We start from the raw sequence: 25847 nt of genomic DNA on the forward strand, positions 1-25847 counted from the left end.
TTTTCTGAAAAATGATGAAGATTTTTATAATTCATATCGTTAACAAGATCGACAGTAAAATCATCTAAATGATAAACAATTGATCATTCTGTTTGTCATTCACCATTCCACGGGATACTCACTTTTTATAATAGATTCATCGTTTCTTTGCCAGATAACGTATTTTTTAATAAATTTATGGTTTATTTTGTCACTGCGGCTTTATCTAATAGTATGCGTACAGAAACTGTGGTGATACTAGGTATCTTACCGGTACTTTGTGGGTAGGTTCGATCTGTAATTAAAGAACAGAAACGCTTAACACTTTTTCAAAAGAAAAATTGATTGCAATGATTGCAACGATTGATGAAGAAATAAGTAATCAACTAGTTAAGAAAAAATTTTCAAATCGGCTTAATTTATGAAGCTCACTGCGCTTTTAGCAAATTGATTAATGTGAAAAAACCAACCTTTATCTCATGAAAAAGATTATAAAAGCCTGATTTAAAAATAACCCGCTTTATCTTGAAAATGAATTTTTAATTGTGGTTAAAAAAAATAGTACTTTCCCCAAAATTCTCTCAGTTAATTATTCTTGAATTTTATAAGTGAAAAGAATAAACTAGTCCCTGTGAATTTTCAGAAAAATTTCTTTATTTTAAAAAATGAAGCAAAAGGGGCTTTTTTATGGAAGAAAAAACTTTTATGGGGCAACCGCGAGGGCTAGCGACATTGTTTTTCACTGAAATGTGGGAACGATTTAGCTACTACGGTATGCGCGCAATTCTACTTTATTATATGTATGATGCCGTTACAAATGGCGGCTTGGGTTTGCCTAAATCAACTGCAGTTGCTATCATGTCGATTTATGGTTCGTTAGTTTATATGTCGAGTATCGTGGGAGGCTGGATCTCTGATCGATTGTTGGGATCCCACAAGACAGTATTTTATGGCGGTATTTTTATTATGTTTGGTCATCTTGTCTTAGCAACGCCTTTTGGTTTAGCAGCACTTTTTATTTCGATGATTTTAATTGTGATTGGCACCGGGATGCTCAAATCAAATGTTTCCGGTATGGTGGGCCATCTTTACTCCAAAGAGGATTTACGCCGCGATACAGCATTTTCCATTTTTTATATGGGGATTAATATCGGTAGTCTGATCGCCCCGCTTGTGGTGGGGACGCTAGGACAAAATGTTAACTACCACTTAGGTTTTTCAATTGCAGCAGTGGGGATGTTCTTTGGTTTAGTCCAGTACCGTATCCAAGGACGCAAAACTTTAGCAAATATTGGCGTTAACGTTGCCAATCCATTAGTCGGCGCCGAACGGACCAAATTTTTCCGCAATTTGGTTGTGGCTGTAATTTTAGTTGGCATCCTTTTTGGTGGAGCGTTTATTTTCAACCGTTTGGATGTTGATTTCTTTATTGACAGTATTAGTGTTTTAGGAATATTGCTGCCGGTCTATTACTTTACGACGATGTTACGTTCAAAAGACGTTACCGCTGATGAAAAGAAAAAAGTTTTAGCCTATATCCCATTGTTTTTATCCGCGATAGTTTTTTGGTCACTAGAAGAACAAGGCTCATCAATATTGGCACTTTTTGCGGCGGATCGTACCCAATCTACCATTTTTGGCATCGCGATTCCGGCTAGTCTATACCAAACCTTAAATCCGTTGTTCGTCGTATTGTTGACGCCAGTTTTTGTCGCTCTATGGACAAAGTTAGGTAAAAAACAGCCAACTACAGAAGTGAAATTTGCGATTGGCTTGATCTTAGCAGGGCTTTCCTTTGTATTGTTGATGTTTCCAAGCTTAATTTTCGGCGTTGATCATAAAGTAAGCCCAATGTGGTTAGTAGGGAGTTTCTTTATTATGATTGCCGGTGAGATGTGCCTTTCACCGGTGGGCTTGTCTGTCACGACCAAATTAGCGCCAAAAGCTTTTGAAGCGCAGACCTTGGCTATTTGGTTATTAGCAGATGCTTCTTCACAAGCAATCAATGCGCAAATAACCCGTTTTTATTCACCTAGCACAGAAGGAAGTTACTTTGCGATTGTTGGTGGGGTAGCCGTTGTTGTAGGAATCCTACTTTATTGTGCTAAAAAACCAATTCGTCGGTTGATTGGTAATATTCATTAATAAAAAGACTGAAGAAATCCCATAACTTAGAGCAAAAGTATTTAAATCACCATTTTTACTTGTGATAAACTTATCCTTTCTTATCGATTTACAAAAGTACGTTGTCAGTTTCTTTAAAGAGGCTGGCAATGTGCTTTTTTTATTTAAATACTAGCTTTACAGCTATTTGTTTTTCCAAAAAGGGGCTGAGAAGGAAATTTTCCTTAAGAAATTCTTAATATTTATTGCTGTTTTTTTATTACGTGAAAATTTCTGTTTTCCTAAAAGAAAAGCTATTTAATTAACTCTTTAATAATTTCTTAATACGTTGACAAACAGTAGCTTGATAGGAATAAAGGAACCTTTTTAATTCAATATTATTTGTTTTATATCATTTTTCTTCAATATTTTTTTGTTTTTTTATTATGAAAGCACTTTTTCTTAGATACACTTTGTTTAAGCTTTTTTTCAGAAAATGCTATGATTTTTATAGAAGTTAACAAAAAGTAAACGTTTGAAATTCTTTTAAAAAGGAGGGGTATATCATGGGATTTATTTGGTCGTTAATTGTTGGTGGTGTAATTGGAGCGATTGCTGGTGCAATTACAAATAAAGGTTCTTCAATGGGACTAATTTTAAATGTACTAGCAGGATTAATTGGCTCATCAATTGGTCAAGCTCTATTTGGCACATGGGGTCCTGTAATCGGAGGAATGGCAATTTTTCCATCTTTAATTGGTGCAGTTATCTTAGTTGCGGTCGTATCATTTTTTGTCGGTAAAAAAGCAGCCTAAAAGGAAGTGATTGTATGCGAAAAAGTACAAAGGTAGTTTTACTTTTAGTAATCTTTTTCTTATTCTTTCCCCTTTTTCACACTTTGATTACAACACAATATGTGGCAGGCTGGTCTTTTGTACTACGCCCTTTTACAACGTATCCACTTATTGGTGATGCCATGGGGCAATTTTTATTTTGGTCGGCAGCAGGTTTGTTAATTTTGCTGATTATTAGTATTTTTGTGATTATTTTCTTTCCTAAAGTTAGTAATGAATTGGAAATTAACACTGAAAATGGAACGTTGACAATCCAAAAAAAGGCAATCGAAAGCTACGTATTAACAGCAGTCAAAGAGGAACCTTTTATTGCTAATCCATCAGTTAAAGCTGTGATTAAGAAAAAGAAAATTAAAATCTACGTTAGTGGTCAAATGCGCAAAGTCTTTCAGACTACACAAAGACAACAAGCGCTTGCAGATAAAATCAAGACCGATTTAAACCAATTATTTGGTGCCAAACAGGAAATCGTAACGGATGTAATTTTCAAAGATTTTCGTGATCAAAAACACGAAAACGATGAGCCAAGAGTTCTATAGGAGGGATAATGATGAAAGAATTAGCAGCACAATATAAATATCCTTTGATTTGTGGAGCCCTTGGTTTATTACTGGCAATATTAATTCTTACGATTGGTATTTTAAAGACATTATTGTTAGTAATATTTACTGCAATTGGCTTATATTTGGGTTTTTATCTGCAATCAATTGGTTTTTTTGAGCAATTCCGCTCAAAGCGTTAAAAAATTTAAGTGATTAAACCGCAAGTTCGGTTAACAAATATTTAGGAGGAATTTAACATGGAAAACAAAACACCAGGTATGAAACCAGAAACAAAACCGGTACCACCAAAACCACCAGTACCAAAAGCTGAGGGGATTAAAGGTGAATTGACTTTTGATGACAAAGTTGTTGAAAAAATCATCGGTATCGCTCTTGATGAAATCAGCGGTTTACTAACAGTAGATGGTGGTTTCTTCTCTAATATTGCTGGTAAATTAGTGAATACAGACAACCCAACTTCTGGCATTGATGTTGAAGTTGGTAAAAAACAAGTGGCAGTAGATCTTTCCATTGTAGCTGAATATGGCAAAGACATTACTTCTATCTACAATCAAATCAAAGAAGTCGTTGCCCGTGAAGTGAAAAATATGACAGGATTAGATGTTATTGAAGTTAACGTTGACGTTGTCGATGTGAAATCAAAAGAACAATATGAAAAAGATTCTGTTACTGTTCAAGATCAGCTATCTGACGCTGCATCTGCTACAGGTGAATTTGCTTCTAAACAAACTGAAAAAGCAAAAAATGCTTTAGGCAAAGCCGGAGATAAAGTCAGTGATGGCGCGCAAGACGTGAAAGAAAATGTACAACAAGCAAGAGAACCACGGGTAGAGTAGCGACTTACCTTTTTAAATTAATCCGACAAATCAGCAAGTTTTATACTTCTGATTTGTCGTTTTTTTTGTTTTTACAAGATAAAGCATGAAGGCTTTATTTATATGCTCGTCAAGTTAATATTTGTTTAACGTTCTCATTTGGCGTAACATAAAAGAAAGGCATAAAAAAGGAGAGCCGTGATGGGGGAGTCGACAGAAAATTTTTGGGATAAAATTTTAGAAGAAATGATGAATAATATTCAAGATCCAAATGAGTTCAGTGGTAAAATTGGCATGTCAGTCGTCTTATTACTACTGTTAATCGGTTTGGAGTGGCTTTTTCATCAGCTTTGGCGCAAAATTATTGAAGATGTCAAAACGTTAAATATCGTGGGAACAATTACACGTTTTTTATTGCGTTTTTTATTTTTAATTAGCTTAACGCGCCTGTGGTTAAATGCGTTGGATACATTATTAATTGTACTGATTTTTATTGGTCTAGTTCTTTCGTTGGCGATTAAAGGATTAATCAGTAATGTGGCCGGTTGGTTTTTAATTGTGAATAAGCATCACTTTAGAATGTATGATCGAATTGAAATTGGTAACGTTAAAGGTGAAATCATCTCTGTTGGCATCTTATATTTTACACTCATGGAAATTAGTCATTGGTTTGACGCAGAAGCCCCTACAGGCCGAACTGTCAAAATTCCCAATAGTAAAATTTTGACAGAAGCAGTTTACAATTATAATGAGATGACGCCTTTTGTCTGGAAAGAAATCAGCTACAATTTGGCTTTTGAAAGTAATTGGCAACTGGCACAAAAAATTATAGCTGCATCTCTTTTAAACTATTATGAAAATTTTGAAAAAGAATACTTAGCAGATGAGCTGTTTAAAAAAGCTGTAATGAAAAAAATGCAGTTGTTTGACGGTGAATTAAAACCAGTTCAAATTGTTGATGTCACAAAAGACGGAATTGTATTAAAAGTTCGCTATATTGTCTACTATACAGAGGGTACTTACGTCGCAACACAATTGCACCAAGAAATATTACAAGCATTTCAGACTGAAAAAATTGAAATGGCTGGTAGAAGAATCTATTTTACCCAAGGAGAGAATACAAATGGTTAAACCAACGATTACGATGAAAGATTTAGACAAGATAGATATCCGTGTAGGGAAAATTGTTAAAGTTTTTGATATTACTGCCTCTGATAAGTTAGTGGGTTTAGTGGTAGACTTCGGTGAATTCCAACGAACCATTTTAGTGGGGATGAAAAAAGAACGAGAAAATCCCCAAGCAGAAATTGAAGGCAAGCAGGCATTATTTGTCGTTAATTTGGCACCCAAGCTGATGTTTGGGATTGAATCCCATGGGATGCTTTTTGATATAGGCTATACCAATAAAATTACGCCGGTTTTAGCAATACCAGAAAAAGAAGTTCCCAATGGTACAATTGCTGGTTGAATACAGTTTTACTAATAAAGAGGATAAATTAAAAGGCATCAGGTCAAACTGGCATTTTAATTTATCCTCTTTATTTTTAGCGTGATTTTAAAGTTTGCTCCCAAGACTGGCTAAATGTGGGTGAGTCTCCAAAATTAAACCAGCCGTTTCTTCGATTGAGCGATTTGTGACATCAAATGATTGGATACCATATCTTTGGTACAGTTCTTTTGCATAGCGCATCTCGTTTTGAATACGGGTTTCGTCGGTATAACTGCTACCATTGGTAAGACCCAAGGCATAAAGTCGAGAGTGACGGAATTTTTTTATATATTGGGGATCGGCCATTAAGCCAACAATCTTTTCTTTAGGGACTTGTTCTAATTCTTGCGGTAAACTCACTTCTGGAATTAGGGGCAAATTGGCAACTTTAATCGACTGGTTGGCCAAATACATGGAAAGTGGTGTTTTTGACGTTCGAGAAGGCCCTAGAATAATTAAGTCTGCTTTTAAAAAGCCTTTGGGATCTTTACCATCATCATAACGAGAAGCAAAGTTAATGGCATTCATTCGATAATAATATTGATCGTTTAATTGACTAACCGTCGAAGGGTCGCTGATTGGTGCTGTATCTGTCAAGGTTTCGAACATGTGCAAAATGGAGTTTAAAAGCTCTTGATGTTGTAGATTATTTTCCTGACAAAAGCTTTTGACTTCATTAGCTAACTCATCTTGAATAAAAGTAGTCAGGACTGCACTCTTATTTTCTTTTGCTTCTGCTAAAATTTCCTTTAGCGTTTGTTTATCACGAACTAAAGGATAACGTTTCAAATCAATATCTTTTCCGCGAAACTGTCCGGCGGCAGCATTGGCTAAAACTTGGGCAGCATCACCTGAGACATCTGAAATAACTACAATCGATAACTTTTCCATCGGCTTACTCCTTTATATTTTCAATTAGATAATCGTGAATACGGGTTTTGGTAATTTTACCTACAGCAACTTTGGGATTGCTTTTTTTTAGTACCGGTAGCGAGTCAACGTGCAGTGTGCGCAATTTTTCTGCAGCAGTTAAAAGCAGATCATCTTCAAAACAAGTACTAATTTGCGGGAGTCGCGTCATGACCACTGTTACGGGTGTCTTATCAATCATCTTATTTAATGAGGCCCGTAATAAATCTTTGCGGGACAATAAACCGACTAATTCGTGGGCATCGTTTACTACATATAAGGAACCGACATCGTACATGAAAAGGGTGGTAATTCCATCGTAAATCGTACTTTCTTGTGAAATATTTAAAGGGGGAATCATAATTTCTCTCACAGGTACCGCGAGTAATTCCTCCAAGGTTTCACTCTGGTTTATTGGTCCAGCATAAACATAGCCAACTTTTGGACGTGCTTGCAAAACACCTGTCATAGTCAAAATGGAAAAATCATTTCGTAAGGTGGCACGAGATAGACCAAGAATTTCAGCAATTTTTTCTCCGCTGATTGGTTGGTTTTTCTTTACGATTTCAGTGATTGCTAATTGTCGCTGAGATAATTCCACCACAATCCCTCCAATCTTTTATAAAATACTATCTTTTGATTTTATCACTTTTTATGCAGGTGTGACACATTATAATTATATAGTGTAACTAAATTAATTAACAGTATATCACATATTTTTGTTGACAAAATATATTTCCAAAGGTATAGTCGTTTTATATTAAATAGTATATCACTTTGGAGGTAATGGTGTGACTAAATTAACGTATCGTTTTCAAGAAGGTAAAAAAGAATGGAAGGATCTTTTGGGCGGCAAAGGCGCTAATTTATGTGAAATGACAAATCTTGATTTACCAGTGCCAAATGGATTTATTGTTAGTACAGATGCATGTAAAAATTATTTAGCTCAAGAAGAAAAAACACTATCAAAAGGCTTGATAGCTGAAATTAATTTTCAAGTAAAAGAATTGGAAACGCTAACGAATAAAAGTTTTGGTATAGGTGTTAATCCGTTGCTAGTATCGGTTCGTAGTGGTGCGAAATATTCGATGCCAGGAATGATGGATACAATTTTGAATTTGGGGTTAAATGATGAGACAGTTTATGCACTAGCTGAAATTACCCAAAATAAAGATTTTGCTTTTCAGTGCTACTGTCGCTTCATTCAAATGTTTGCTGATGTTGTGTATAATATTCCAGCTGAAAATTTTGGAGCAATTCCAACTGGGACAAAAGAAAAGTCAGATTGGGAAACTATTATCTCGAATTACCAAAAGATTTTTGCGCATGCAACAGGGCGAAAATTTCCTCAAGATGCCTTTGAACAATTACAAATTGCCGTGGAGGCAGTTTTTTCCAGTTGGAATAATCAACGCGCCAAGGTATATCGTCGTATTCACAATATCTCGGATAATTTAGGCACTGCGGTTACCATTCAACAAATGGTTTTTGGTAATTACTCTGAAAATTCTGGAACTGGGGTGATGTTTACCCGCAATCCCGCCACAGGAGAAAAAGGCGTATATGGGGAGTACTTACTAAAAGCGCAAGGAGAAGACATCGTCGCAGGAATTAAAACCCCCGAACCAATTTGTACGCTCCAAGAAAAAATGCCAGATGTATACGCTGAATTAATTGAAATTGCTATGCAACTTGAAAAGCATTATTGCGACATGCAAGATGTTGAATTTACGATTGAAGCAGGAAAATTGTATATGCTGCAAACTCGCAATGGTAAACGCACACCCCAAGCGGCAGTTGCAATCGCCTACGATTTAATGAAAGAAGGCGTAATCAGTGAAGAAACATTGATTAATCGCCTTGATGAAGAAATGATTGCGCAATTGATGCATCCAAGTTTTACCAATGATGCTAAAAAGAAAGCAGCAATTGTTCGCGGTTTACCGGCAAGTCCAGGAGCTGCGGTGGGTCAAGTGGCTTTTACCGCGAAAGCCGCAAAAGAAATGTCTGATAAAGGCAGCCAGGTAATTCTAGTCCGTAATGAAACTTCCCCAGAAGATATTGAAGGTATGAGTGTCAGTGAGGCTATCGTCACAGCTCGTGGCGGAATGACTTCTCATGCAGCAGTTGTCGCTAGAGGAATGGGAGTATGCTGTGTTGTAGGGTGTGAAGACTTGCAAGTCGATGAAGAAAAAGGGGTTGCTAACTTTACCGATGGGATTTTAAAAACAGGTGATTTTATTTCAGTAGATGGTAGCAGCGGTCGTATTTATTTAGGTCAACTGGCTTTAAATGAGGCCGAAACTTCAGCGGTTTTAGAAAAAGTTTTGAAAATCTGTGATGCCCATACCACAATGGCTGTCTATGGGAATGCTGAAACACCGCGAGAAATAAAAGAGGCACTTTTAAAAGGAGCAAAAGGAATTGGTTTAGCACGCACCGAGCACATGTTTTTCCAAAAAGAACGCCTCAAGATGATGCGGCAATTAATATTAGCTGACGATCGTTCTCGCATGGATGAAGCACTAGGGTATATCAAGGAAAAGCAAAAAAGTGATTTTCGTCAAATGTATCAAATTTTAGGGAAATTGCCTTGTACAATTCGTTTATTGGATCCACCATTACATGAATTTTTACCTCGAGATAGATCAGAATTGCGTGCAATCGCCAAAGAGTTGAATTTGAATGGTCAAGAGGTAATCGCCAAAGTAAAAAGCTTAGCAGAGGTAAACCCAATGTTAGGTCTGCGGGGTGTACGCCTAGGAATTACCTGTCCGGAGATTTATCAAATGCAAGTAGCAGCGATTATGGAGGCGGCACTTGAAATATCTGCGCAAGAAAAAATTACCATAACGCCCCACATCATGATTCCTTTAGTGGGGACAGTCAAAGAATTTAGGATAGTAAAGGACAGTTGTCAGGAAGTTATTAACGGCTTGTTTGAAAAAACAGGAACAAACTTGCCTTTTGAAATTGGAACGATGATTGAAATTCCTAGAGCTTGCCTGATTGCTGATCAATTAGCAGCAGTAGCAGATTTCTTCAGTTTTGGGACAAATGACTTAACCCAGCTGACTTATGGTTATTCAAGAGATGATGCCCATAAATTTTTGCCAACATATACGCATCAGGAAATTTTGCCAAGTGATCCTTTCCAACATTTAGACCAAGAAGGCGTAGGAAAATTAATGCGTTTTGCTTCAAAAAATGGCAAGCAAGAAAAAGAATCTTTGTTAGTTGGAGTTTGCGGAGAGGTGGGGGGAGATCCAGCGTCTATTGCTTTTATCCAAACCTTACCGGTGGATTACGTCTCTTGTTCACCATTTCGAATTCCTAACGCCCGTCTCGCTTGTGCCAAGGCTGCAATTGCAAATAAAAAACAACTTATAAAATTGTAGCTTGAAGGCTGTCGTAAGATAATACAAACCCGCCACTTTTATAGAGGCGGGTTTTTTAATTATCAGGAAAGTATCCCATTTTTTACGCACATTTTCATAGAATCTTTTTGGAATTGAGAATAATTTATAAAAAATCCCAATCTCAAAATTCGATCCGCTTTCATAAGTCGTAATAAAAGACAGATGAAGTAAACTAACTTATAATAAGTAAATCGAAATTCTTTTTTAAAGAAAGTAGATAATCTTAACGTGATGTTAGAGGAATTATTTGGGGGTATTCGATGACTACTTTATTAATTATTGCTGTATTGGTGGTTTTTGCTGCACTGCTTTATGTGTTTTGGCGCCAACAGCAAAAACACTTGAAATTTTCAACCCGCGTCTTTGTGGCATTGTTTGCTGGGATTGTTTTTGGCGGACTATTGCAATTAATTTTTGGCACAAAAGACGCTGTGACCGCTGGTGCTTTAGAATGGATTCAAATTGTCGGGAATGGTTACGTAAGCTTATTACAAATGTTGGTTATGCCACTTGTCTTTGTTTCAATTGTGTGTGCTTTTACACGCATGAAAGAAAGTAACAAGCTAGGAAAAATTAGTTTTACCGTCTTGGCAACGCTCTTAGCAACAACAGCTGTTGCGGCGTTAATTGGTTACACGAGTATTGTGGTATTCAATTTAGATGGCGCCTCTTTTACGCAAGGTGCAGCTGAATCTGCTCGCATTGCTGAATTGGCACAACGCCAGACACAAGTGGAAAACTTATCAATTCCACAACAGATTCTATCTTTTATTCCAACTAACGTTTTTGCTGATTTAGCTGGCACACGGGCAACCAGTACGATTGGGGTTGTAATCTTTTCGGCATTTGTCGGTGTTGCTTATCTTGGTGTAAAAAGAAAAGCGCCAAAAGAAGCGGAATTTTTTGAAAAGTTGATGGACAGTCTTTACAAAATTGTCATGCGGATTGTAACTTTGGTTTTACGCTTAACACCATATGGCGTTTTTGCCTTAATGACCAATGTATTGGCTTCAAGTGACTTTGCGGCAATCGTTAACTTAGGCAAATTTATTTTGGCTTCTTATAGTGCATTAATTGTCGTGATGTTGGTCCATTTACTTGTATTAAGTTTTGTCAAAGTCAGTCCAGTTACTTATTTGAAAAAAGCATTGCCAGTTTTAAGTTTTGCGTTTACTTCACGTTCATCTGCCGGTTCAATGCCATTAAATATTGAGACACAAACCAAGGCATTTGGAGTGGATGATGCCACTGCGAATTTTGCTGCTAGCTTTGGTATCTCAATTGGACAAAATGGTTGTGCGGGAGTTTACCCGGCGATGTTAGCAACAATTGTTGCACCAACTGCCGGCATTGATATTTTTAGTATCCAATTTGTCTTAATGTTAATCGCCGTGGTGACGATTAGTTCCTTTGGTGTTGCCGGAGTTGGTGGTGGCGCTACTTTTGCTTCGTTGATCGTCTTAGGTGCATTGAATTTACCGATTGCTATTGTTGGTTTGGTTATTTCAGTAGAACCACTTATTGATATGGCTCGGACAGCAATTAATGTCAGTGATGCGATGGTGGCAGGAATTGTCACTTCCACAAGAATTAAAGAAATTGATCGTAGCGTCCTTGAAAATCCAGACGCTGTTATTGATACCCAAGCATAATAACAAAAACAGTAAGGAAAACGCGTAAAGTTAAAATAGAGAACTCTATTTTGTCTTTACGCGTTTAATCCTTACTGTTTTATTTCGTTTTAATAAAAATGTTTCACAAAAAAATATTGCAATCTACTTAAATGTAATAGATAGCAGAATTATCATTGTCTTATCGAAGATAAATTAAAAGCAAGTTTCTTTTCTTGCGGAGATGTTTCACAATAGGCCAATCTTTTTCCACAATTAAAAAAAGGTATTAGAAAAAATGGGGGAATCCGAGTGGAAAAAATTTAAAAAGGATTGTTTCCTGAATATCTTTTTGCTAGAATGGAAAATCAAGCCGAATTTCTTTTTTGTAACAAATTGGTAGAAAATAATTTTTATTGAAATTTTTTGGCTAAAAAAGTGATAATATTTCTTTTTTATCTTTTTTAGAAATTTTACTTTATGCTCTATGATATAATGGCAGTGTTTTTAAAAGGTAGTACCAATTGTTAGCAACTATCTTTTAAAGCTAGAGAAGAGGTTATACGATGTACAGAAGAGAACTCCTAAATGACTGGGATAAAAAAATTATGGAATTTCTCCGTTTTCTGACCCAAAGAGGAAATCGTGCTACTAAAAAAGCAGTCGCGCAAAAATTAGCACTGACAAGACCAACCTTGTTGAAACTAGTGGCAGATATTCAAGCAATTTTTAAGGATATGGAAGGGTTCCAACTGACTGCTTCCAACTATGAATATTATTTACATATTGATTTAACTCAGAATTTAAGTTTTATTACAAAATATTTGATGCAATATTCCCGTAAGTATAAGATTTTAAAAGAGATTTTTTTCGTGAAAATGTGAATGTTAACTATTTTTGCGATTTAAATGGGTTAAGTATGGCAACTTATTATGCTGAGGTAAAGGAACTGAATCAATTATTACTTGAATTTGATTTGGTTATTAAAAATAATCAAATTCAAGGTTCTGAATTGCAAATTCGTCATTTTTTCAGTTCTCTTTTTTTTCATACACTTCCTGTTACAAAGATTGAACAATTACAAGAGCAGTTGTTACCGACCGCGTTTATTTCTGATTTAGAACAATGCTTAGAAATTCGCGTTAATCATTGTTTTTTACATGAATTGACCCTCTACTTATGGGTCGTGAAAATTCGCAGTGAACAAGGAAAAGATCAGCTAGCCACTGAGGCTGATTTTGTGGCGGAAATCCGCAACCTAGGTAATCGGGAGAGCTTTATTAGTGGCGTGCAGGAGATGTCTAGTTTTGGCATTTTAAAAAATTTATGCCATAAGCATTTAGTTTATTTTCCGACCCAAAAAAATAGTGAAGTGAGCCGCTTGATTTGCTTTTTCATGAGCCATCATTTTTCTTCTTCGGATTCTTTATTGTTCAGAGAATTAAAAGATCTAGGTCGAAGACATAACTTTGTCAGCTTTCGTTTTGTGCAAACATTTCTTTTTCTATCAGAAGCTACCTCAACTAAAAATAGTTATGTCGTCTATAATGTAATCAAGTCGATTTGGCAAAATATTTTGCTAAAAGGACAGATTATGATGGATCAAGCTATCTTCTTTAATCGCTATTTAGAGGAATTGGAAGCTATTAATCAAAAAAAACATTTTGATGGGATTGTTTTGCAATTAGAAAGTTACTTTCCAGAATTATTTTTTCATCAAAAGATCACCGATCCGCTACGGGGTGATTTAGGACGGGCCTTTTTATATTTACAAGAAGAAAAAGAAGCCTTGTATCATGTGGGGATTTATTATGTCGGCAACCAACTTTTGGCCCGGCAGATGACGGAATATTATCTGTATGAGCTGAATAAGTATCCCAATCTATATGCCACTGCTTGGAATAGCAGTAGTGACTTTGATATCGTATTAAGTAATTATGAAATTGGTGATTTAATTCAAAAAGAACAATTGTTTTATATTAATGTTTCTCATCCGGAGTTGAATATTCAAGAAATTTTGAAATATGTAAAAACAAAACAAAAACGGGTAGGGTAAAAAAGTTAGGCTAAAATTAGTAGGATAAAGCTCCTAGCACAAATAGAATTCTCTTATTGGCTGTATATCGGCTAAATTTCATTTAAATACTTGTGATAATTGAGAAATCCAAAAGCGAAGTTTTATTGTCTGAGCTTTTGGATTTTTTAGTAGCTTAAAAATAGTTTCCCGATTTTTCTAATATTTTTACAGGGGTGTAAAAAAATCAGAACTTTTATTTCTATTAAATTGTTAGAATTTTATTAGATAAGGGGGAGTTATATGAGGAAAACAAAATTTACGAAAAAAATGATTTTAGATAAAGCCGCAAAGTTTGTTCAGACATATGGCTTTGATGAATTGACGACCCGTAATTTAGCCGACTATATGAAAATGAGTACCCAACCAATTTACAAACAATTTGATTCGATGCATGATTTAAAACAAGCATTGGTCATCAATTATTTTGCCAAAATTAATCAAAGTTTTGAAAAAGTCGATTATGCGAATGGTTTAGCCGACTTTGCCTTACATTTTGTCGTTTATAATCAGAAATGTTATGAATTGTTTTTACATATCTTTTTTTATCCCAAAAAAAGAGCACAACTTGTCGTGCGATTCAAACAATTTCCCAACAATTCTTTTATGATTTGATTCAAGCAGACCCCAAATTATGCCAGTTATCTACAAGTCAGCAACAGCAGTTACAAGAGCAGTATTTTCTACTTCTAATTGGAAGTGTGCTGACCCATCGCCGTTTCATTGAAGTGCAGCAAGAAAAAGTTATGTTGTTGCAACTAAATGATTTAGTAGACAATCTAACCCAACATATCGCCAAACAAAATTGATGAAGTCTTTTAGTAAAGTAGAAGTAGCCAAATTGTAATAATGGCTATCTGCTAGCTAAAAGGCTTTTTTATTGTGGTAAAAAAATCTCATAAAGGGGGATTTCTTTACTATTATTTGATGGAGGATTGTAAAATAGCTGTATTTTGCTACTCTGAATAAAGAGAGACGAAATAAATGGGGTTAGGGGCGATTTGATGAACTTAAGGTCACTACTGAGTAAAAGCATGCTACGGCATTTACACTTATTAGAATTACTACATGAAAGTCAATATGGACTACCAACAGATACGCTAATAAAGGAATTGCAATGTTCATTACCAGTCTTATTAAACGATATACGTCTAATTAATGAAGAACAAGATATCGCACAAATTGAGAAATATAAAGGATTACATCAGCTTAAAATGCAAAAATCATCCTCCGTTAGTCGTTTGTATGCTGAATTTTTGCGGCGATCCTCGGAGTTTCAGATTTTTGAGGCTTTATTATACGAGCAGCACGATAATATTACCGAACTGGCAGGAGAATTATATTTAAGTGTTTCCAATACGCAACGTTACTTGAAAAAAATTCAAGCTGCTCTAAAAGAAATCGGCGTTGAATTAAAACATCGCCCTTTACGCTTGGAAGGAAAAGAAAGTACTATTCGGCAACTCTATTATCGTTATTTTTCAGAAAAAAATTATCAATTGGAAATTAGTTTGCCAACCCTTACAAAAGAGCAACAAAATCTGTTGATCGACTTTGTAAAAGCGTTTCTTCAAAAAAATGGTTTTTTACAAAAACATATTTTTGTTCATCGTTTGGTTTATAATTTATACATTAGCTTATGGCGGATTAAAAATCACCATCATTTCTCAAAATGGCAATTACAAAATGAAGGTATTGCATTACCAACAGGAAGTGTGGCAACACAATTTCAGCAGTTGGTTTTTCAAGCTTTTAACTTTGCTTATGATGAGCAAAATTGCAAAGATTCATTTTGGCTTTTATATAGTGACAGCTTAATTTTGAACACAAATCAATTGGCAGCAATTTTGCAAAATAACGAACGTGGCAAGACTCATTTTGCCATTCACCAGCAACTGGTTGCCAAGTTTAGTGGACTGTTGACAAAACCCTTAACAAAAGAGGAACAAATAGAGCTTAGTTGTATTTTGCAAAATTTTTCTTTTCTCTATGCAACTGATGGTACTTGTGTAAATATTCTTCGTCTTGATAAAAAAGATTTCGTTGTCGCAATGGCAAAAACATATCCCTTTGGTGTAGAGAAAATTAAACAATTAGTAACAGATATTGCCACGAGCTATCATTTTTATTTTGAAAAAGACTTCATTATTGCTTATGTATACTGGCTTATTACCTTTGTACCAGATTGGATGGAAAAAATAAAATTAAGTCACAAGAGACTTAAGATTTTGCTGCTTTCGAGTTTGTCGCCTACCGCAGAAAGCTATTTAGCTATGCAGATTACCAAAAAAATTTATGGTAATTTTGAAATAGTGCAAGGAAATCAAGCCGAAAAAGACTTCATGACAGAAATTAGCCACTATGACTTAATTTTAACCACAGAAGATGTGAAACTAGATGATAATTTGGCTGTGCTACATATCGACTCGTATTTGTCTTGGCACAATATTTTTTTAATACAAGAAAAAGTCAGTGAATTAACTGAAAATATGACCGAACTAGCGGAAAAGGTGTCTTAAAAAGTGTTTTAGCGGTAAAAAAGACCGAATTATTTTAAAGATAGCAGTGGCTATTTTTAAATTATTCGGTCTTTTAAAAGCATACCAGTAATATTTATTTCAATTGAAAATCAAGCGTGACAGGATTGTGATCAGAATAAGCAAAATCTGTATCTACTACTGCGACATTTTTAACCGCAATATTATCTGAAACAATAAAGCCATCGATCAAAGTCACGAAGGTGTGGCCTCTTTTATAAGCCTCATTTAAATTTCGAGCAGAAGGAACTTTGGCAGTTGCTAAATTGTTTACGGGAATATGAAATCCTTTGGGTAACTTGTCTTTTGGAAAAGGATGCGTCCAAGTCAAAGGCGTTTTGGCAGTGCCAAAAACCGCAGGAGCATCTCCTAAAATATCGTGATTAAAGTCGCCGGCAACTAAAACGTAATTGCCTTTTTCATATTCTGTTGTCAAAAAATCTGTGAGTTTTTTTAATTGTGCATTTTGAATAGCTTTGTTTTTGGTATATGCTGATAAATGAATGTTAATTAAGACTAATGCTTTACCATTTTTGACAGGAGTTTTTGTTACTGTAAAGGCACGGTCATAGTCTAAAATTTTTGTGACGCCTTTATCAATGGGCAGCTGGTAGCGTTTGGCCTGCATTAATGAACTCTTACTCAACGTAACTAAGCCAGATTTTGTTTTGCCAATGGGCTCAGAAAAAGGGTAGAAGAGATAAGGTGAGTCATAGTTTACCCCATAGACACTATTATAGTTACCAAATTTTTGTTGGAGCAAATTTACTTCGTTAACGTGATAAGAACGATCACCATTTTCGTCAACTTCTTGATAGAAGACTAAATCTGGCTTTTGTTTTTTTACGGATTTGGTAATTCCTGCCAGATTTTTATAAACAATCCCTTTATTATCAGCCCGGGATTGTGTCCCGCCATCCATGAAGAAACTGTAAGTCGGTGGATAAGAAGCGTAGCCAATATTATACGTTAGTGCGCGGTAATTTGTGTTTGTTGCTAGGGTTTTCTCTTGCTGGGCTTTGACATTTAAATTTACATTATCGGCAATACGATGATAACTCAAAAAGACATACCCTAAATATCCGCTTACTACTAAAAGAAACGTGCCTATGAGTAGTAAAATTATTTTCAACCATTTTTTCATTTTCTTACCTCCTGGTAGTTATCCTACACAAAATCATAAAAACTGTCACACGATTGAATTTACGAATTATTTTTTAGATTTTTTTTACTAGAGTTAACTTTAATGAAGTATTTTCAAGCAGTTTGGGGTATAATCCCCAACAAGAGGTGATGTGCGTGGCTTGGACGAAAGAAGAAAAAATAGCTGCTTATGAATTATTATTACTGCAACAAAAAGGATTACTTGAAATCGAGGATGATCTATTGGCAAATCTCGCCAATTCTTCTGCTTTATTAAAGGAAACTTTGCCGGATACTGTATTTTCTGGCTACTATCTTTTTAAAGATGATCAGTTAATCTTAGGACCATTCCAAGGGCGCGTTTCCTGTACCCGCATTCAAATGGGGAAGGGTGTTTGTGGTGAAAGCGCTCAAAAACGACAAACAATTATCGTAGCCAATGTGAAAGAACATGAAAATTATATTTCCTGTGACTCTGCTGCGCTGTCTGAAATTGTCGTGCCTTTGGTTAAGAATAATGAATTGATCGGAGTCTTAGATCTTGATAGTAGTAAAACAGGTAGCTACGATGAAATTGATCAAAATTTTTTAGAGGAATATGCACAACTACTAATGCAATAAACAAAGTAGCTAAAAGAAAAATTACACAGACGATACGAAGAACAATTCATTAAAAATTAATGCTTTTCAATTTTTATTAGTTTAAAAAACTCTGGATAACAGTCTTTACGAGCTGTTTTCAGAGTTTTTTTGTCTTTTTTGTTAAAAATACTTGGCAGTATAATTAAATAATGGTATATTTATATTATAAAATAATGAAAATAAGGTTATAAAAGGAGAGACAATGAACAGAGATAATATTAGTTTAGGTCATGTATATGAATGTAAACCAGTCGGACTACAACGTCGTGTTATTGGTGAAGTTGTTAAAAAATTGGAGAATTGTCTAGTATTAAGCGTTGAAAAATATGATTTGGTTGATCATGATGAAATTCAAGAACGCTTTGGGAAAGTTGTTGTGAAATACTCAGAGGTTTATGGCAAAGCTGAAGTAGAATGTTTCTTTAGTTAAGTCAAACTAAGATTTTTAGAAAAAACAGGAGTCTAAAAATCAAAAAAGGACTTCAAAAAGTAGCTTGTAAGAATACGCTGCTTTTTGAAGTCTTTTTATAGTTTAGCCTGCGATAGTTAAAGAGGTGCCATACACCTGAGCTAACTTTTTATTTAAGACAACAAAGAATAGATCCAGTTAAAAGGGATAAAAAATAGTTTTTCCAAATTAAAGACCTCCTTTTTTATCATTTTAACATGCAAAGGAATTACATAATGATGAACTTTTTTTACAGTTTGGCAAAAATTAAGACAAAAGTGACAAAAATATAACAGCGGATAAATCATTTTTTACGGGACAATCAGTATGAAATAGTGCACTAAGTTTAACGTAAATTTAGTTAAAGAGATTAATCTTTGCAAAAAAATATTTTTTGTTTTGTCATGTTAAAATAATTGGACTATTGGTATCATTAAACTGGCAGAGAAACTGAAGGAAATATTTGTTTTTTTATCAAATTTGACATTTTTAAGTAACCGGTTTACCATAACGGATATAAAAACGCTTTAAAACTGGGAGGACAACACAGGTGAATGCTCCAAATCTTATATTTGATGTAACTTTTTTGGATGAAAGCATGGGCTACACAAAAGAAATACTATTAATTGATTTGCAAAAAATGGGTTTTAAAGGAATCACTATTCACCACAAAATGCTTGAAGAAGTAACAAAAACAGATGAAATAAAAAAAATAGCGGCCATGGCACAAAAATTAGGATTAAAAATTAGTTATGTTATTGAAGATGAATTGTTTAAAATGGGCCGGTTAAATAAAATGGTGCCGCATTATTTAATGGAAGCTAAAAATTTAGGAGCAACAGAGCTAATTTTAACTATTGGTGACTATAGCCCAGCTGGATTAAAAGCCCTTAGAAAATTAGATTCATTGGCCATTACAATTACAGTAACCAACGATCAAGCTTATCCATCAGGAAGACTCGATAAGATTGCAGAGTTTCTTTTAGCAGTTAAAGTACTTCCTATTAATCTAGGCTATCTGTTTAATCTTGGAAATTGGCGTTTTGTTGGAGAAGATGAGCAAGTTGCCGTAGACATGCTAAAAGAGTATATCACAGAAATTTTTTTGCAAGATGTTACATATATTAATGAATTACCGGTCATAACAACACCAGATTGTGGCTTTGTTGACTGGCGACAAGTTTTGCGCTGCTTACCAGCCAATGTAGATATTGTTCTTTCGTTTCCAACTACTTCTCTTGCTGAGATTAAAAAAGTGAGAGACCTAGTGCTGGAGCATAACGCTATTCCTTCAGTGGAAGCGAGCTAGAAAAATTAGTTTTCATTTTATTGTTAAAAATATAATCATCTATATAAACCATGCTTAAAAGGAGTTGATCTTCTTTTGAGCATGGTTTTTTTAAGGGCGTCGACTTTATAATCATGTTTCATTGATATGACAAGCGCCAAATAAAAATGACTGGCAGATTAAAAAAAGAAGTGCAAAACCACTTTTGTGATTTTGCACTTCTTTTATGGAGACGGCGGGAGTCGAACCCGCGTCCAAACACATCGCCACCCAAAAGACTACGCTCATAGTCCGCTCTTTTGAAATTCGCTTAGTAAAACGCCGAGAGACAGGCTTTTTACGTTGCTAGTCTGATAATCTCTGCTAAGTTTTACAGACGGAAAAACTTAGTGTATCCCACTAAATTTGAGACCCTTACCCGAGCACATGGGCGATGCCGGGAGGATCTACGCTAACTGTTTTTAGGCAGCTAAAGCGTAAGAGTTTTCGTTTTTAGCAGTTATATTTAACTGTAACGTTTTAACGTAGCCGTAACCTACGAAGCGCCATTCGAGCTCGAACTATGCCTGTCGAATCCGTAACGTCCCCCAAAATAAAGGGCATTACAGCAAAGATAATTATAACATGAAAGCCAGACTGTGAAAAGTCTGGCAACCTTTTTTACTAAATTAATTCAAAATGTTTTAAGGCGTGGACAATGCCGCCTTCGGTATTTTTTTTCGTAATAAAATCAGCTTTTTCTTTTAATACGTCAACTGCATTACCCATGGCAATTTTAATATCACAAGCCTCAAAAAGAGCTAAGTCATTGGGGCCATCACCAAAAGCGTAAGAAGGAACGTCAGTTAATTGTAGTTTTTCTTGCAGAATTTTTACAGCGTTACCTTTTGAAACAGTTTTTTTAACAGTATCAAGAGAAAAAGGGGTATTGCGATAAAAATTCAGTTGTGGAAATTGGCTCGTGTAATAGGTGTCATTGTCTTGGCCTAAGACAAGGAGCATGTTAACAGGTTTGATTAAATAACCTTCTGGATCAATAGGCGGAACAGGGGTGTGGATAAAGTCATAGGCACCTAGTAAAAATTCATTGTGCGCATTACACCAGATTTCCTTTTCATTGTAAAAAGAAATAACATCGTTGTTTTCTTTAACGGCATCGTAAACTTCTTTAATTAGTTCTTTATCATATACATCTGAAAAAATTATATCACCAGCGACGCGAATAAAGGCGCCATTCATAATAATATCACTATCGATATTGGCTTCTTTCATAATCGCTGCAACTTCAACTTCAGTTCGTCCGGTTGCGATTACCGGTAAGATGTTGTTTTCTTTTAATTGTGTCATGGCTTCTTTAATTTCAGGACGGACTTGCGATTTATCATCTAGTAAAGTACCGTCTAAATCAAAAAAAGCAGTGGCTTTATAAGTCATTTGCATTTCTCCTTTTTTTGCGAGTTGAATAAAGCTGAGGTAGATAACAAGGCATAGGTCATATGTTTTAGTCAAACTACCAAAAAATAAATTAATCTTCCTTATCACTTTAGCAAAATAATCACAGGCTTACTAGTAATTTTACTGGAAAAGTAAGCGAAATAGAAAATTGGAGTAGTTTTTAGAAAGTCCATTTATAAATGGATTTGATAGTGCCATTTAACAGTTATTGGCGCATATAAAAGGCAACAGTCAAATGTAAAGTGTGTTCTTTGTATTTTTCTTAGCAAAGGGTGAAAAAATCGGCAAGCTTGCTTGAAGAAAATGTGAAGTTGTTGGTCTTGCTTATAAATTTCAGTTATACTATGGGCAAGGAGTGAAGCAGTTGTGATTTTTTTATACGTTGGCGTCATTATGCTGGTTATTGGCTTTTGTTTCTTTTTATTTCCAGCGAAAAAGCCAAATCCAATTTATGGCTATCCCTCAATTTTAGCAAAGAAAAATGTTGGAAATTGGCGGTATGCTCAGAAAATAAATGGGCTTTTTTTATTAGGGATTGGCTTGTTTTGTACATTGATTGGATATTTACTAAAAGAAACGGGGAATACCAATTATTTTATTGCGGAAATGCTTTTAATTCCATTACCGATTATTGGTGTTTTTGCTGGAACAGAGGAACTGTTACAGCGTTTTGATCGTCGCCATACAGCAAAAGAGAAGGAAAGGTAGGGGACAAAAATGAATATTTTAATGATTGAAGACAATGAAGCTGTTTCAGAAATGATGCAGATGTTTTTTCTAAATGAAGGTTGGGAAGCAACTTTTAAATACGATGGGCAAGAAGGCTTAGACGCTTTTTTGGCGCAACCTGGACACTGGGACATGATTACCTTGGATTTAAATTTACCCGGTTTAGATGGAATGGCAGTGGCGCGGGAAATTCGTAAAATTTCCAAGACTGTACCGATTATCATGTTGACGGCTAGAGACTCAGAAAGTGATCAAGTGATTGGCTTAGAGATGGGGGCAGATGATTATGTGACCAAACCCTTTAGTCCATTGACTCTGATTGCGCGTATGAAGGCTTTACATCGCCGTAGTGAGTTGGCGGAAAAAGTAGCTACAGAAAAAGATGATGATGAGACTTTTGATATTGTCACAAAACACTTCAAAATGAACACGAAAACCAGAGAAGCTTATTTAGATGATACGCTGATTGACGGATTGACACCAAAAGAGTTTGACTTACTTTATACTTTAGCGAAAAAACCGCGTCAAGTTTTTTCACGGGAACAGTTACTGGAATTAGTTTGGGATTACCAATACTTTGGGGATGAGCGCACAGTAGACGCTCATATTAAAAAATTGCGTCAAAAAATTGAAAAAGTAGGACCACAAGTGATTCAAACGGTCTGGGGTGTTGGCTATAAATTTGATGATTCTGGGGTGGCATAATGCGCTACCTTTATCAGCAGTTAATGGCTTTTTGGGTCGTAATTGCCGTAATTTTATTAATTGTTGGTATTTCTTTTACCCAATTGACCAAACAGACCATGGAAGATAATAATTATCGGCAATTATTCGGTTACGCGGAATCGGTGGCTAAAACTGCGCAAAACTATGCGGAGTTGCCCAATGCTGGGGCTACAACGCCAGATGAAAGTCTTCATAATTCTTTGATGTTTACAGAACTTGCGTTAAATCAACAAGACGTTAATTTTGTTTTTGTGGATAAAAGTGGCAAGTCTACCTACCCCACGAATGCTAACGTTCATTTTTCGATTACCAAAACGCAGTGGACGGCGTTAAAAGCTGGCGAGCGACAGAAAAAAACTTCAGATACCAATGTATTTGGTGAACATGAAGTTACCTCCTATGCTATGGTTCCTTTTAATTTAGAAGGGGAATTTTACGGTGCGCTAATTGTGACGCAGCCGGCAAAAAACATTTCAGATAGCGTGAACGCAGTTACCTTGAACTTGTTTAAGGGTTTTATTATTTCAAGTGTGATTGCATTAATCATCAGCTATTTTTACGCTAGTATGCAGGTACGGCGGATTAATCGCATGAAAAAGGCGACTAAAGAAATTGCCAGTGGAAATTTTGATGTACAGCTGCCCGTTCACGATAAAGATGAATTTGATGAACTAGCAGATGATTTTAATAAAATGACGGTTTCTTTAAAGGAATCACAAGAAGAAATCGAACGGCAAGAAGAGCGGCGTAAACAGTTTATGGCAGATGCTTCTCACGAAATGCGTACTCCGTTAACTACTATTAATGGTTTACTAGAGGGGCTAGAGTACAACGCCATTCCTGAAAATCAAAAGGGAAATGCAGTCCGTTTGATGAAAAATGAAACAGAACGCTTAATACGTCTCGTCAATGAAAATTTGGACTATGAAAAAATCCGGACCAATCAAATCTCAATTGTAGTCAAAAAATTTGATGGTACCGAAGCTTTAAAAAATATTTTAACCCAATTAGAGGCTAAAGCTGAAGCGGCAGGAGATAAACTGCACTTTGAGGTTAAAGAACCCATCGAAGTGTATGCTGATTATGATCGTTTCGTTCAAGTGGTGGTTAACATCATTCAAAATGCCATTCAGTTCACGCAAGATGGCGATATTTATGTGAATTTGAAAAAAGGCTACTTAGAAACGATCGTAGAGATTCAAGATACTGGCATCGGCATGACCGAAGAACAACAACGTAACATTTGGGATCGTTATTACAAAGCAGATCCTTCTCGAAAAAATCGTAAATTTGGTGAATCGGGTTTAGGTTTACCAATTGTCCAACAGCTGGTGCGTCTTCATAAAGGGACCATCAAAGTTGAAAGTAAATTAAATGAGGGAACGAAATTTACCATTACTTTCCCAGATGTTGAAATTGTTGACGATACGAAAGAAAAATAAAATAGGAGTAAATCCCCCTTGAAGCTTTTGCGGGATTTACTCCTATTTTTATAACTATAATTATAACGACTCGAAACGTATAAAATTTTTATAGCAACAAATTTCTTTGCGTTAAATTATCTAGCTTATCCTTTACAAATTAGCTTTTATTGATCATAAGCCGAAAATTCAAAAATTTAAGTAGCAATTATAATTTCCTTACCTTATGACTAAAAGCTGCGGATATTATTAAAGCCTTATTTAATTTAAAACAAGTAGAACTGTAACTTACAGTTCTACTTGTTTTAAATTATCGACTAATGCCTCATCGGTCGTAAGAAGATAGATTACCAAGTCATCTTTTTCAATCAAATCGCGAAAAAGGTTGAAGAGTTGTTGACGTTGCGGGATATTTAAGGCGGTGGTGATATCTTCAAAACAGATAAATTTATTATTTGCTAATAAAGCACGAAAAAGCTGTAACTGAATGATTTCTACCATAGTTAAGCTTGCGACTTCTTTGTTTAAAAGTCCAGCGGTGATTTGAAGTTCTTTGGCTAAGGGCAGCTCGGTAATTTTTTGTTTATAAAACTTATTGGGAAAGCCCATTAATAGATTTTCAGTTATCGAAAGGTAAGGAATAAAATCAGGAGTTAAGCTGATTTTGCCAACATCTGCTGTGAGACGTTGTAATTCTCGCTGAAAATTTTGCTGGGCTTCTGATAACGTCCTACCATAAAAAACTTTAAAATTTTGTTGGCTAATTTTTTCCATAAAAACACTTCCTTTACTTTACATGAATAGCCTTTGCGCAAACTAAATAAGAATTATTGACTTCAATAGCTTCTTAATGATGGAATCATGACGAATCAATTTATGCTCTTTTTTAATAAGCGTATTTTGGTTAATAAAGCCCCAAGGGGTAACCCAATACCAAAGTTAATTAGCAATAAAAGTAACGTTTGCCAAGCTGTTTTAGTAAAAATCTGTAGCCAATCACGATTGCTAATGAAAACTGTCTGAATTAAAAGCGGGTAGTCCTTTGGTAAGCGGACTCCAAATTTTATATTATTATTTAGATTTGCTAAATCATTGGATCGAATGATTTGTGCAGTATGGGTATGAATCAATTCGCAAAGGCGTTGTACTAGTGGCTGGAAAATCAAAACAAGGCAAATTAGACAGCCAACAATGAAAAGCGCGGGTAAAACAAACTCGTAAGCAATTTGCAATGCAACTCGTAAATGAGAGCGACCTGAAGTAAAAAAAGTCTGTAGTTCTCGTTTGCGGCGAGTAAAAGCATGACCAGAAAACAAGAAGGTAAACAGCGTTAGCAAACTGACTGTTCCTAACACCACCAACCAGTAAATATTTTTCATTTGTGTAAAGAAAAATTGGAGTGAGGCGCTCCATTGTTTATTTTCATTAATTGGGTTGTTGGCAAGTAAATCTTGGAGACCATAGTAAATGGCCTGAGCTGAATTGACTAAACACAGTGCAAAAAATAGTGCGACAGTCAAAAGAACTAGTACGATAAAATAAGGAAGATAGATTTTTTTATGGTAACGTAAACTGGCAACTGCATAATGAACTGTCCGCATCTTTTTCACCTCATAAAAAATTATACGAGGTGAGTTTGAATA

General features: G+C 35.4%; 26 protein-coding genes and 1 other RNA gene. 20 read left to right on the plus strand and 7 right to left on the minus strand.

Annotation, left to right across the window (positions count from 1 at the left end):
• The first annotated feature begins 666 nt into the window (after positions 1-666).
• The 7 genes from P3T75_RS04740 (at position 667) to P3T75_RS04770 (ending at position 5782) form a co-directional block, all read left to right on the plus strand.
• Positions 667-2124 carry a peptide MFS transporter gene (locus P3T75_RS04740; protein ID WP_230709116.1) on the plus strand — a complete coding sequence of 486 codons (1458 nt, stop codon included), beginning with the start codon at positions 667-669 and terminating at the stop codon, positions 2122-2124.
• 524 nt (positions 2125-2648) lie between these two features.
• On the plus strand, positions 2649-2897 hold the full coding sequence (locus P3T75_RS04745) for a GlsB/YeaQ/YmgE family stress response membrane protein (RefSeq protein ID WP_173103316.1): 249 nt from the start codon (positions 2649-2651) through the stop codon (positions 2895-2897).
• Positions 2898-2911: 14 nt separating this feature from the next.
• Entirely contained in the window at positions 2912-3475 is a 564-nt protein-coding gene (gene amaP / locus P3T75_RS04750) for an alkaline shock response membrane anchor protein AmaP (protein ID WP_206904737.1), read from the plus strand.
• Positions 3476-3486: 11 nt separating this feature from the next.
• Positions 3487-3678, plus strand: coding sequence for a DUF2273 domain-containing protein (locus P3T75_RS04755; protein ID WP_206904723.1), 192 nt, complete (start codon positions 3487-3489; stop codon positions 3676-3678).
• Positions 3679-3735: 57 nt separating this feature from the next.
• On the plus strand, positions 3736-4335 hold the full coding sequence (locus P3T75_RS04760; RefSeq protein WP_206904721.1) for an Asp23/Gls24 family envelope stress response protein: 600 nt from the start codon (positions 3736-3738) through the stop codon (positions 4333-4335).
• Between the two features lie 180 nt (positions 4336-4515).
• The gene (locus P3T75_RS04765) at positions 4516-5445 is read left to right on the plus strand and encodes a mechanosensitive ion channel family protein (protein WP_282462340.1); all 930 of its coding nucleotides are present in this window, start codon (positions 4516-4518) and stop codon (positions 5443-5445) included.
• Positions 5438-5782, plus strand: coding sequence for a tRNA-binding protein (locus P3T75_RS04770; protein ID WP_230709110.1), 345 nt, complete (start codon positions 5438-5440; stop codon positions 5780-5782). The genes P3T75_RS04765 and P3T75_RS04770 overlap by 8 nt, the downstream gene beginning before the upstream one ends.
• 87 nt (positions 5783-5869) lie before the next feature.
• On the opposite strand, the gene P3T75_RS04775 is transcribed toward P3T75_RS04770, so the two are convergent.
• Positions 5870-6694 carry a pyruvate, water dikinase regulatory protein gene (locus P3T75_RS04775; protein WP_206904710.1) on the minus strand — a complete coding sequence of 275 codons (825 nt, stop codon included), beginning with the start codon at positions 6692-6694 and terminating at the stop codon, positions 5870-5872.
• 4 nt (positions 6695-6698) lie between these two features.
• Positions 6699-7313, minus strand: a complete 615-nt coding sequence (locus P3T75_RS04780) for a helix-turn-helix transcriptional regulator (protein ID WP_282462341.1) — start codon at positions 7311-7313, stop codon at positions 6699-6701.
• A 190-nt stretch (positions 7314-7503) separates the two neighbouring features.
• Here P3T75_RS04780 and ppdK point away from each other — a divergent pair, with 190 nt between their 5' ends.
• From ppdK to P3T75_RS04815, 7 genes are all read left to right on the plus strand, one after another.
• A complete protein-coding gene (ppdK, locus tag P3T75_RS04785; RefSeq protein ID WP_282462342.1) occupies positions 7504-10110 on the plus strand; it encodes a pyruvate, phosphate dikinase in 2607 nt (868 codons plus the stop codon).
• Positions 10111-10391: 281 nt separating this feature from the next.
• Complete coding sequence (locus tag P3T75_RS04790) at positions 10392-11783, plus strand: L-cystine transporter (protein ID WP_282462343.1); 1392 nt, start codon at positions 10392-10394, stop codon at positions 11781-11783.
• A gap of 524 nt (positions 11784-12307) precedes the next feature.
• Entirely contained in the window at positions 12308-12625 is a 318-nt protein-coding gene (locus P3T75_RS04795) for a hypothetical protein (protein ID WP_282462344.1), read from the plus strand.
• Positions 12626-12660: 35 nt separating this feature from the next.
• Complete coding sequence (locus P3T75_RS04800; RefSeq protein WP_282462345.1) at positions 12661-13797, plus strand: helix-turn-helix domain-containing protein; 1137 nt, start codon at positions 12661-12663, stop codon at positions 13795-13797.
• 261 nt (positions 13798-14058) lie between these two features.
• Positions 14059-14430 (plus strand): TetR/AcrR family transcriptional regulator, encoded by a 372-nt coding sequence (locus P3T75_RS04805; protein WP_282462346.1) that lies wholly within the window; start codon positions 14059-14061, stop codon positions 14428-14430.
• On the plus strand, positions 14427-14624 hold the full coding sequence (locus P3T75_RS04810; RefSeq protein WP_282462347.1) for a hypothetical protein: 198 nt from the start codon (positions 14427-14429) through the stop codon (positions 14622-14624). Before P3T75_RS04805 ends, P3T75_RS04810 begins: the two co-directional genes overlap by 4 nt.
• A 195-nt stretch (positions 14625-14819) precedes the next feature.
• A complete protein-coding gene (locus P3T75_RS04815) occupies positions 14820-16334 on the plus strand; it encodes a helix-turn-helix domain-containing protein (RefSeq protein WP_282462348.1) in 1515 nt (504 codons plus the stop codon).
• A gap of 94 nt (positions 16335-16428) precedes the next feature.
• Here the strand turns inward: P3T75_RS04815 and P3T75_RS04820 are convergent, their stop codons facing one another.
• A complete protein-coding gene (locus tag P3T75_RS04820; protein WP_282462349.1) occupies positions 16429-17496 on the minus strand; it encodes an endonuclease/exonuclease/phosphatase family protein in 1068 nt (355 codons plus the stop codon).
• Positions 17497-17645: 149 nt separating this feature from the next.
• Between P3T75_RS04820 and P3T75_RS04825 the strand changes: the two genes are divergently transcribed.
• The 3 genes from P3T75_RS04825 to P3T75_RS04835 all read left to right on the plus strand — a co-directional run bounded on the left by P3T75_RS04825 (position 17646) and on the right by P3T75_RS04835 (position 19894).
• Positions 17646-18116, plus strand: a complete 471-nt coding sequence (locus tag P3T75_RS04825; RefSeq protein ID WP_206905317.1) for a GAF domain-containing protein — start codon at positions 17646-17648, stop codon at positions 18114-18116.
• Between the two features lie 223 nt (positions 18117-18339).
• The gene (locus P3T75_RS04830; RefSeq protein WP_206904693.1) at positions 18340-18567 is read left to right on the plus strand and encodes a hypothetical protein; all 228 of its coding nucleotides are present in this window, start codon (positions 18340-18342) and stop codon (positions 18565-18567) included.
• Between the two features lie 568 nt (positions 18568-19135).
• Positions 19136-19894: a hypothetical protein gene (locus tag P3T75_RS04835; RefSeq protein WP_282462350.1), complete on the plus strand. Its 759-nt coding sequence runs from the start codon at positions 19136-19138 to the stop codon at positions 19892-19894.
• Positions 19895-20097: 203 nt separating this feature from the next.
• Here P3T75_RS04835 and ssrA read toward each other — a convergent pair.
• Positions 20098-20461, minus strand: a transfer-messenger RNA (tmRNA) gene (ssrA, locus tag P3T75_RS04840).
• Positions 20462-20536: 75 nt separating this feature from the next.
• On the minus strand, positions 20537-21307 hold the full coding sequence (locus P3T75_RS04845) for a Cof-type HAD-IIB family hydrolase (RefSeq protein ID WP_282462351.1): 771 nt from the start codon (positions 21305-21307) through the stop codon (positions 20537-20539).
• Positions 21308-21694: 387 nt separating this feature from the next.
• Here P3T75_RS04845 and P3T75_RS04850 point away from each other — a divergent pair, with 387 nt between their 5' ends.
• The 3 genes from P3T75_RS04850 to P3T75_RS04860 are packed head-to-tail and all read left to right on the plus strand — an operon-like array spanning position 21695 to position 24225.
• Positions 21695-22036, plus strand: coding sequence for an SdpI family protein (locus tag P3T75_RS04850; protein WP_206904688.1), 342 nt, complete (start codon positions 21695-21697; stop codon positions 22034-22036).
• Between the two features lie 9 nt (positions 22037-22045).
• Positions 22046-22762, plus strand: a complete 717-nt coding sequence (locus P3T75_RS04855; protein WP_206904686.1) for a response regulator transcription factor — start codon at positions 22046-22048, stop codon at positions 22760-22762.
• A complete protein-coding gene (locus tag P3T75_RS04860) occupies positions 22762-24225 on the plus strand; it encodes a sensor histidine kinase (RefSeq protein WP_282462352.1) in 1464 nt (487 codons plus the stop codon). Before P3T75_RS04855 ends, P3T75_RS04860 begins: the two co-directional genes overlap by 1 nt.
• 267 nt (positions 24226-24492) lie before the next feature.
• On the opposite strand, the gene P3T75_RS04865 is transcribed toward P3T75_RS04860, so the two are convergent.
• A complete protein-coding gene (locus P3T75_RS04865; RefSeq protein WP_230709056.1) occupies positions 24493-24978 on the minus strand; it encodes a hypothetical protein in 486 nt (161 codons plus the stop codon).
• A gap of 95 nt (positions 24979-25073) precedes the next feature.
• Positions 25074-25805, minus strand: coding sequence for a hypothetical protein (locus tag P3T75_RS04870; RefSeq protein ID WP_282462353.1), 732 nt, complete (start codon positions 25803-25805; stop codon positions 25074-25076).
• Positions 25806-25847: the final 42 nt, after the last annotated feature.

This window comes from Enterococcus montenegrensis, from assembly GCF_029983095.1.
Lineage (GTDB): Bacteria > Bacillota > Bacilli > Lactobacillales > Enterococcaceae > Enterococcus_C > Enterococcus_C montenegrensis.

Bases quoted from the DNA above. Each gene is read 5' to 3' on its own strand.
- P3T75_RS04740 (WP_230709116.1), top strand. From the start codon at position 667: ATGGAAGAAAAAACTTTTATGGGGCAACCGCGAGGGCTAGCGACATTG.
- P3T75_RS04745 (WP_173103316.1), top strand. From the start codon at position 2,649: ATGGGATTTATTTGGTCGTTAATTGTTGGTGGTGTAATTGGAGCGATT.
- amaP (WP_206904737.1), top strand. From the start codon at position 2,912: ATGCGAAAAAGTACAAAGGTAGTTTTACTTTTAGTAATCTTTTTCTTA.
- P3T75_RS04755 (WP_206904723.1), top strand. From the start codon at position 3,487: ATGAAAGAATTAGCAGCACAATATAAATATCCTTTGATTTGTGGAGCC.
- P3T75_RS04760 (WP_206904721.1), top strand. From the start codon at position 3,736: ATGGAAAACAAAACACCAGGTATGAAACCAGAAACAAAACCGGTACCA.
- P3T75_RS04765 (WP_282462340.1), top strand. From the start codon at position 4,516: ATGGGGGAGTCGACAGAAAATTTTTGGGATAAAATTTTAGAAGAAATG.
- P3T75_RS04770 (WP_230709110.1), top strand. From the start codon at position 5,438: ATGGTTAAACCAACGATTACGATGAAAGATTTAGACAAGATAGATATC.
- P3T75_RS04775 (WP_206904710.1), bottom strand. From the start codon at position 6,694: ATGGAAAAGTTATCGATTGTAGTTATTTCAGATGTCTCAGGTGATGCT.
- P3T75_RS04790 (WP_282462343.1), top strand. From the start codon at position 10,392: ATGACTACTTTATTAATTATTGCTGTATTGGTGGTTTTTGCTGCACTG.
- P3T75_RS04795 (WP_282462344.1), top strand. From the start codon at position 12,308: ATGTACAGAAGAGAACTCCTAAATGACTGGGATAAAAAAATTATGGAA.
- P3T75_RS04800 (WP_282462345.1), top strand. From the start codon at position 12,661: ATGGCAACTTATTATGCTGAGGTAAAGGAACTGAATCAATTATTACTT.
- P3T75_RS04805 (WP_282462346.1), top strand. From the start codon at position 14,059: ATGAGGAAAACAAAATTTACGAAAAAAATGATTTTAGATAAAGCCGCA.
- P3T75_RS04815 (WP_282462348.1), top strand. From the start codon at position 14,820: ATGAACTTAAGGTCACTACTGAGTAAAAGCATGCTACGGCATTTACAC.
- P3T75_RS04820 (WP_282462349.1), bottom strand. From the start codon at position 17,496: ATGAAAAAATGGTTGAAAATAATTTTACTACTCATAGGCACGTTTCTT.
- P3T75_RS04825 (WP_206905317.1), top strand. From the start codon at position 17,646: ATGTGCGTGGCTTGGACGAAAGAAGAAAAAATAGCTGCTTATGAATTA.
- P3T75_RS04830 (WP_206904693.1), top strand. From the start codon at position 18,340: ATGAACAGAGATAATATTAGTTTAGGTCATGTATATGAATGTAAACCA.
- P3T75_RS04845 (WP_282462351.1), bottom strand. From the start codon at position 21,307: ATGACTTATAAAGCCACTGCTTTTTTTGATTTAGACGGTACTTTACTA.
- P3T75_RS04855 (WP_206904686.1), top strand. From the start codon at position 22,046: ATGAATATTTTAATGATTGAAGACAATGAAGCTGTTTCAGAAATGATG.
- P3T75_RS04860 (WP_282462352.1), top strand. From the start codon at position 22,762: ATGCGCTACCTTTATCAGCAGTTAATGGCTTTTTGGGTCGTAATTGCC.
- P3T75_RS04865 (WP_230709056.1), bottom strand. From the start codon at position 24,978: ATGGAAAAAATTAGCCAACAAAATTTTAAAGTTTTTTATGGTAGGACG.
- P3T75_RS04870 (WP_282462353.1), bottom strand. From the start codon at position 25,805: ATGCGGACAGTTCATTATGCAGTTGCCAGTTTACGTTACCATAAAAAA.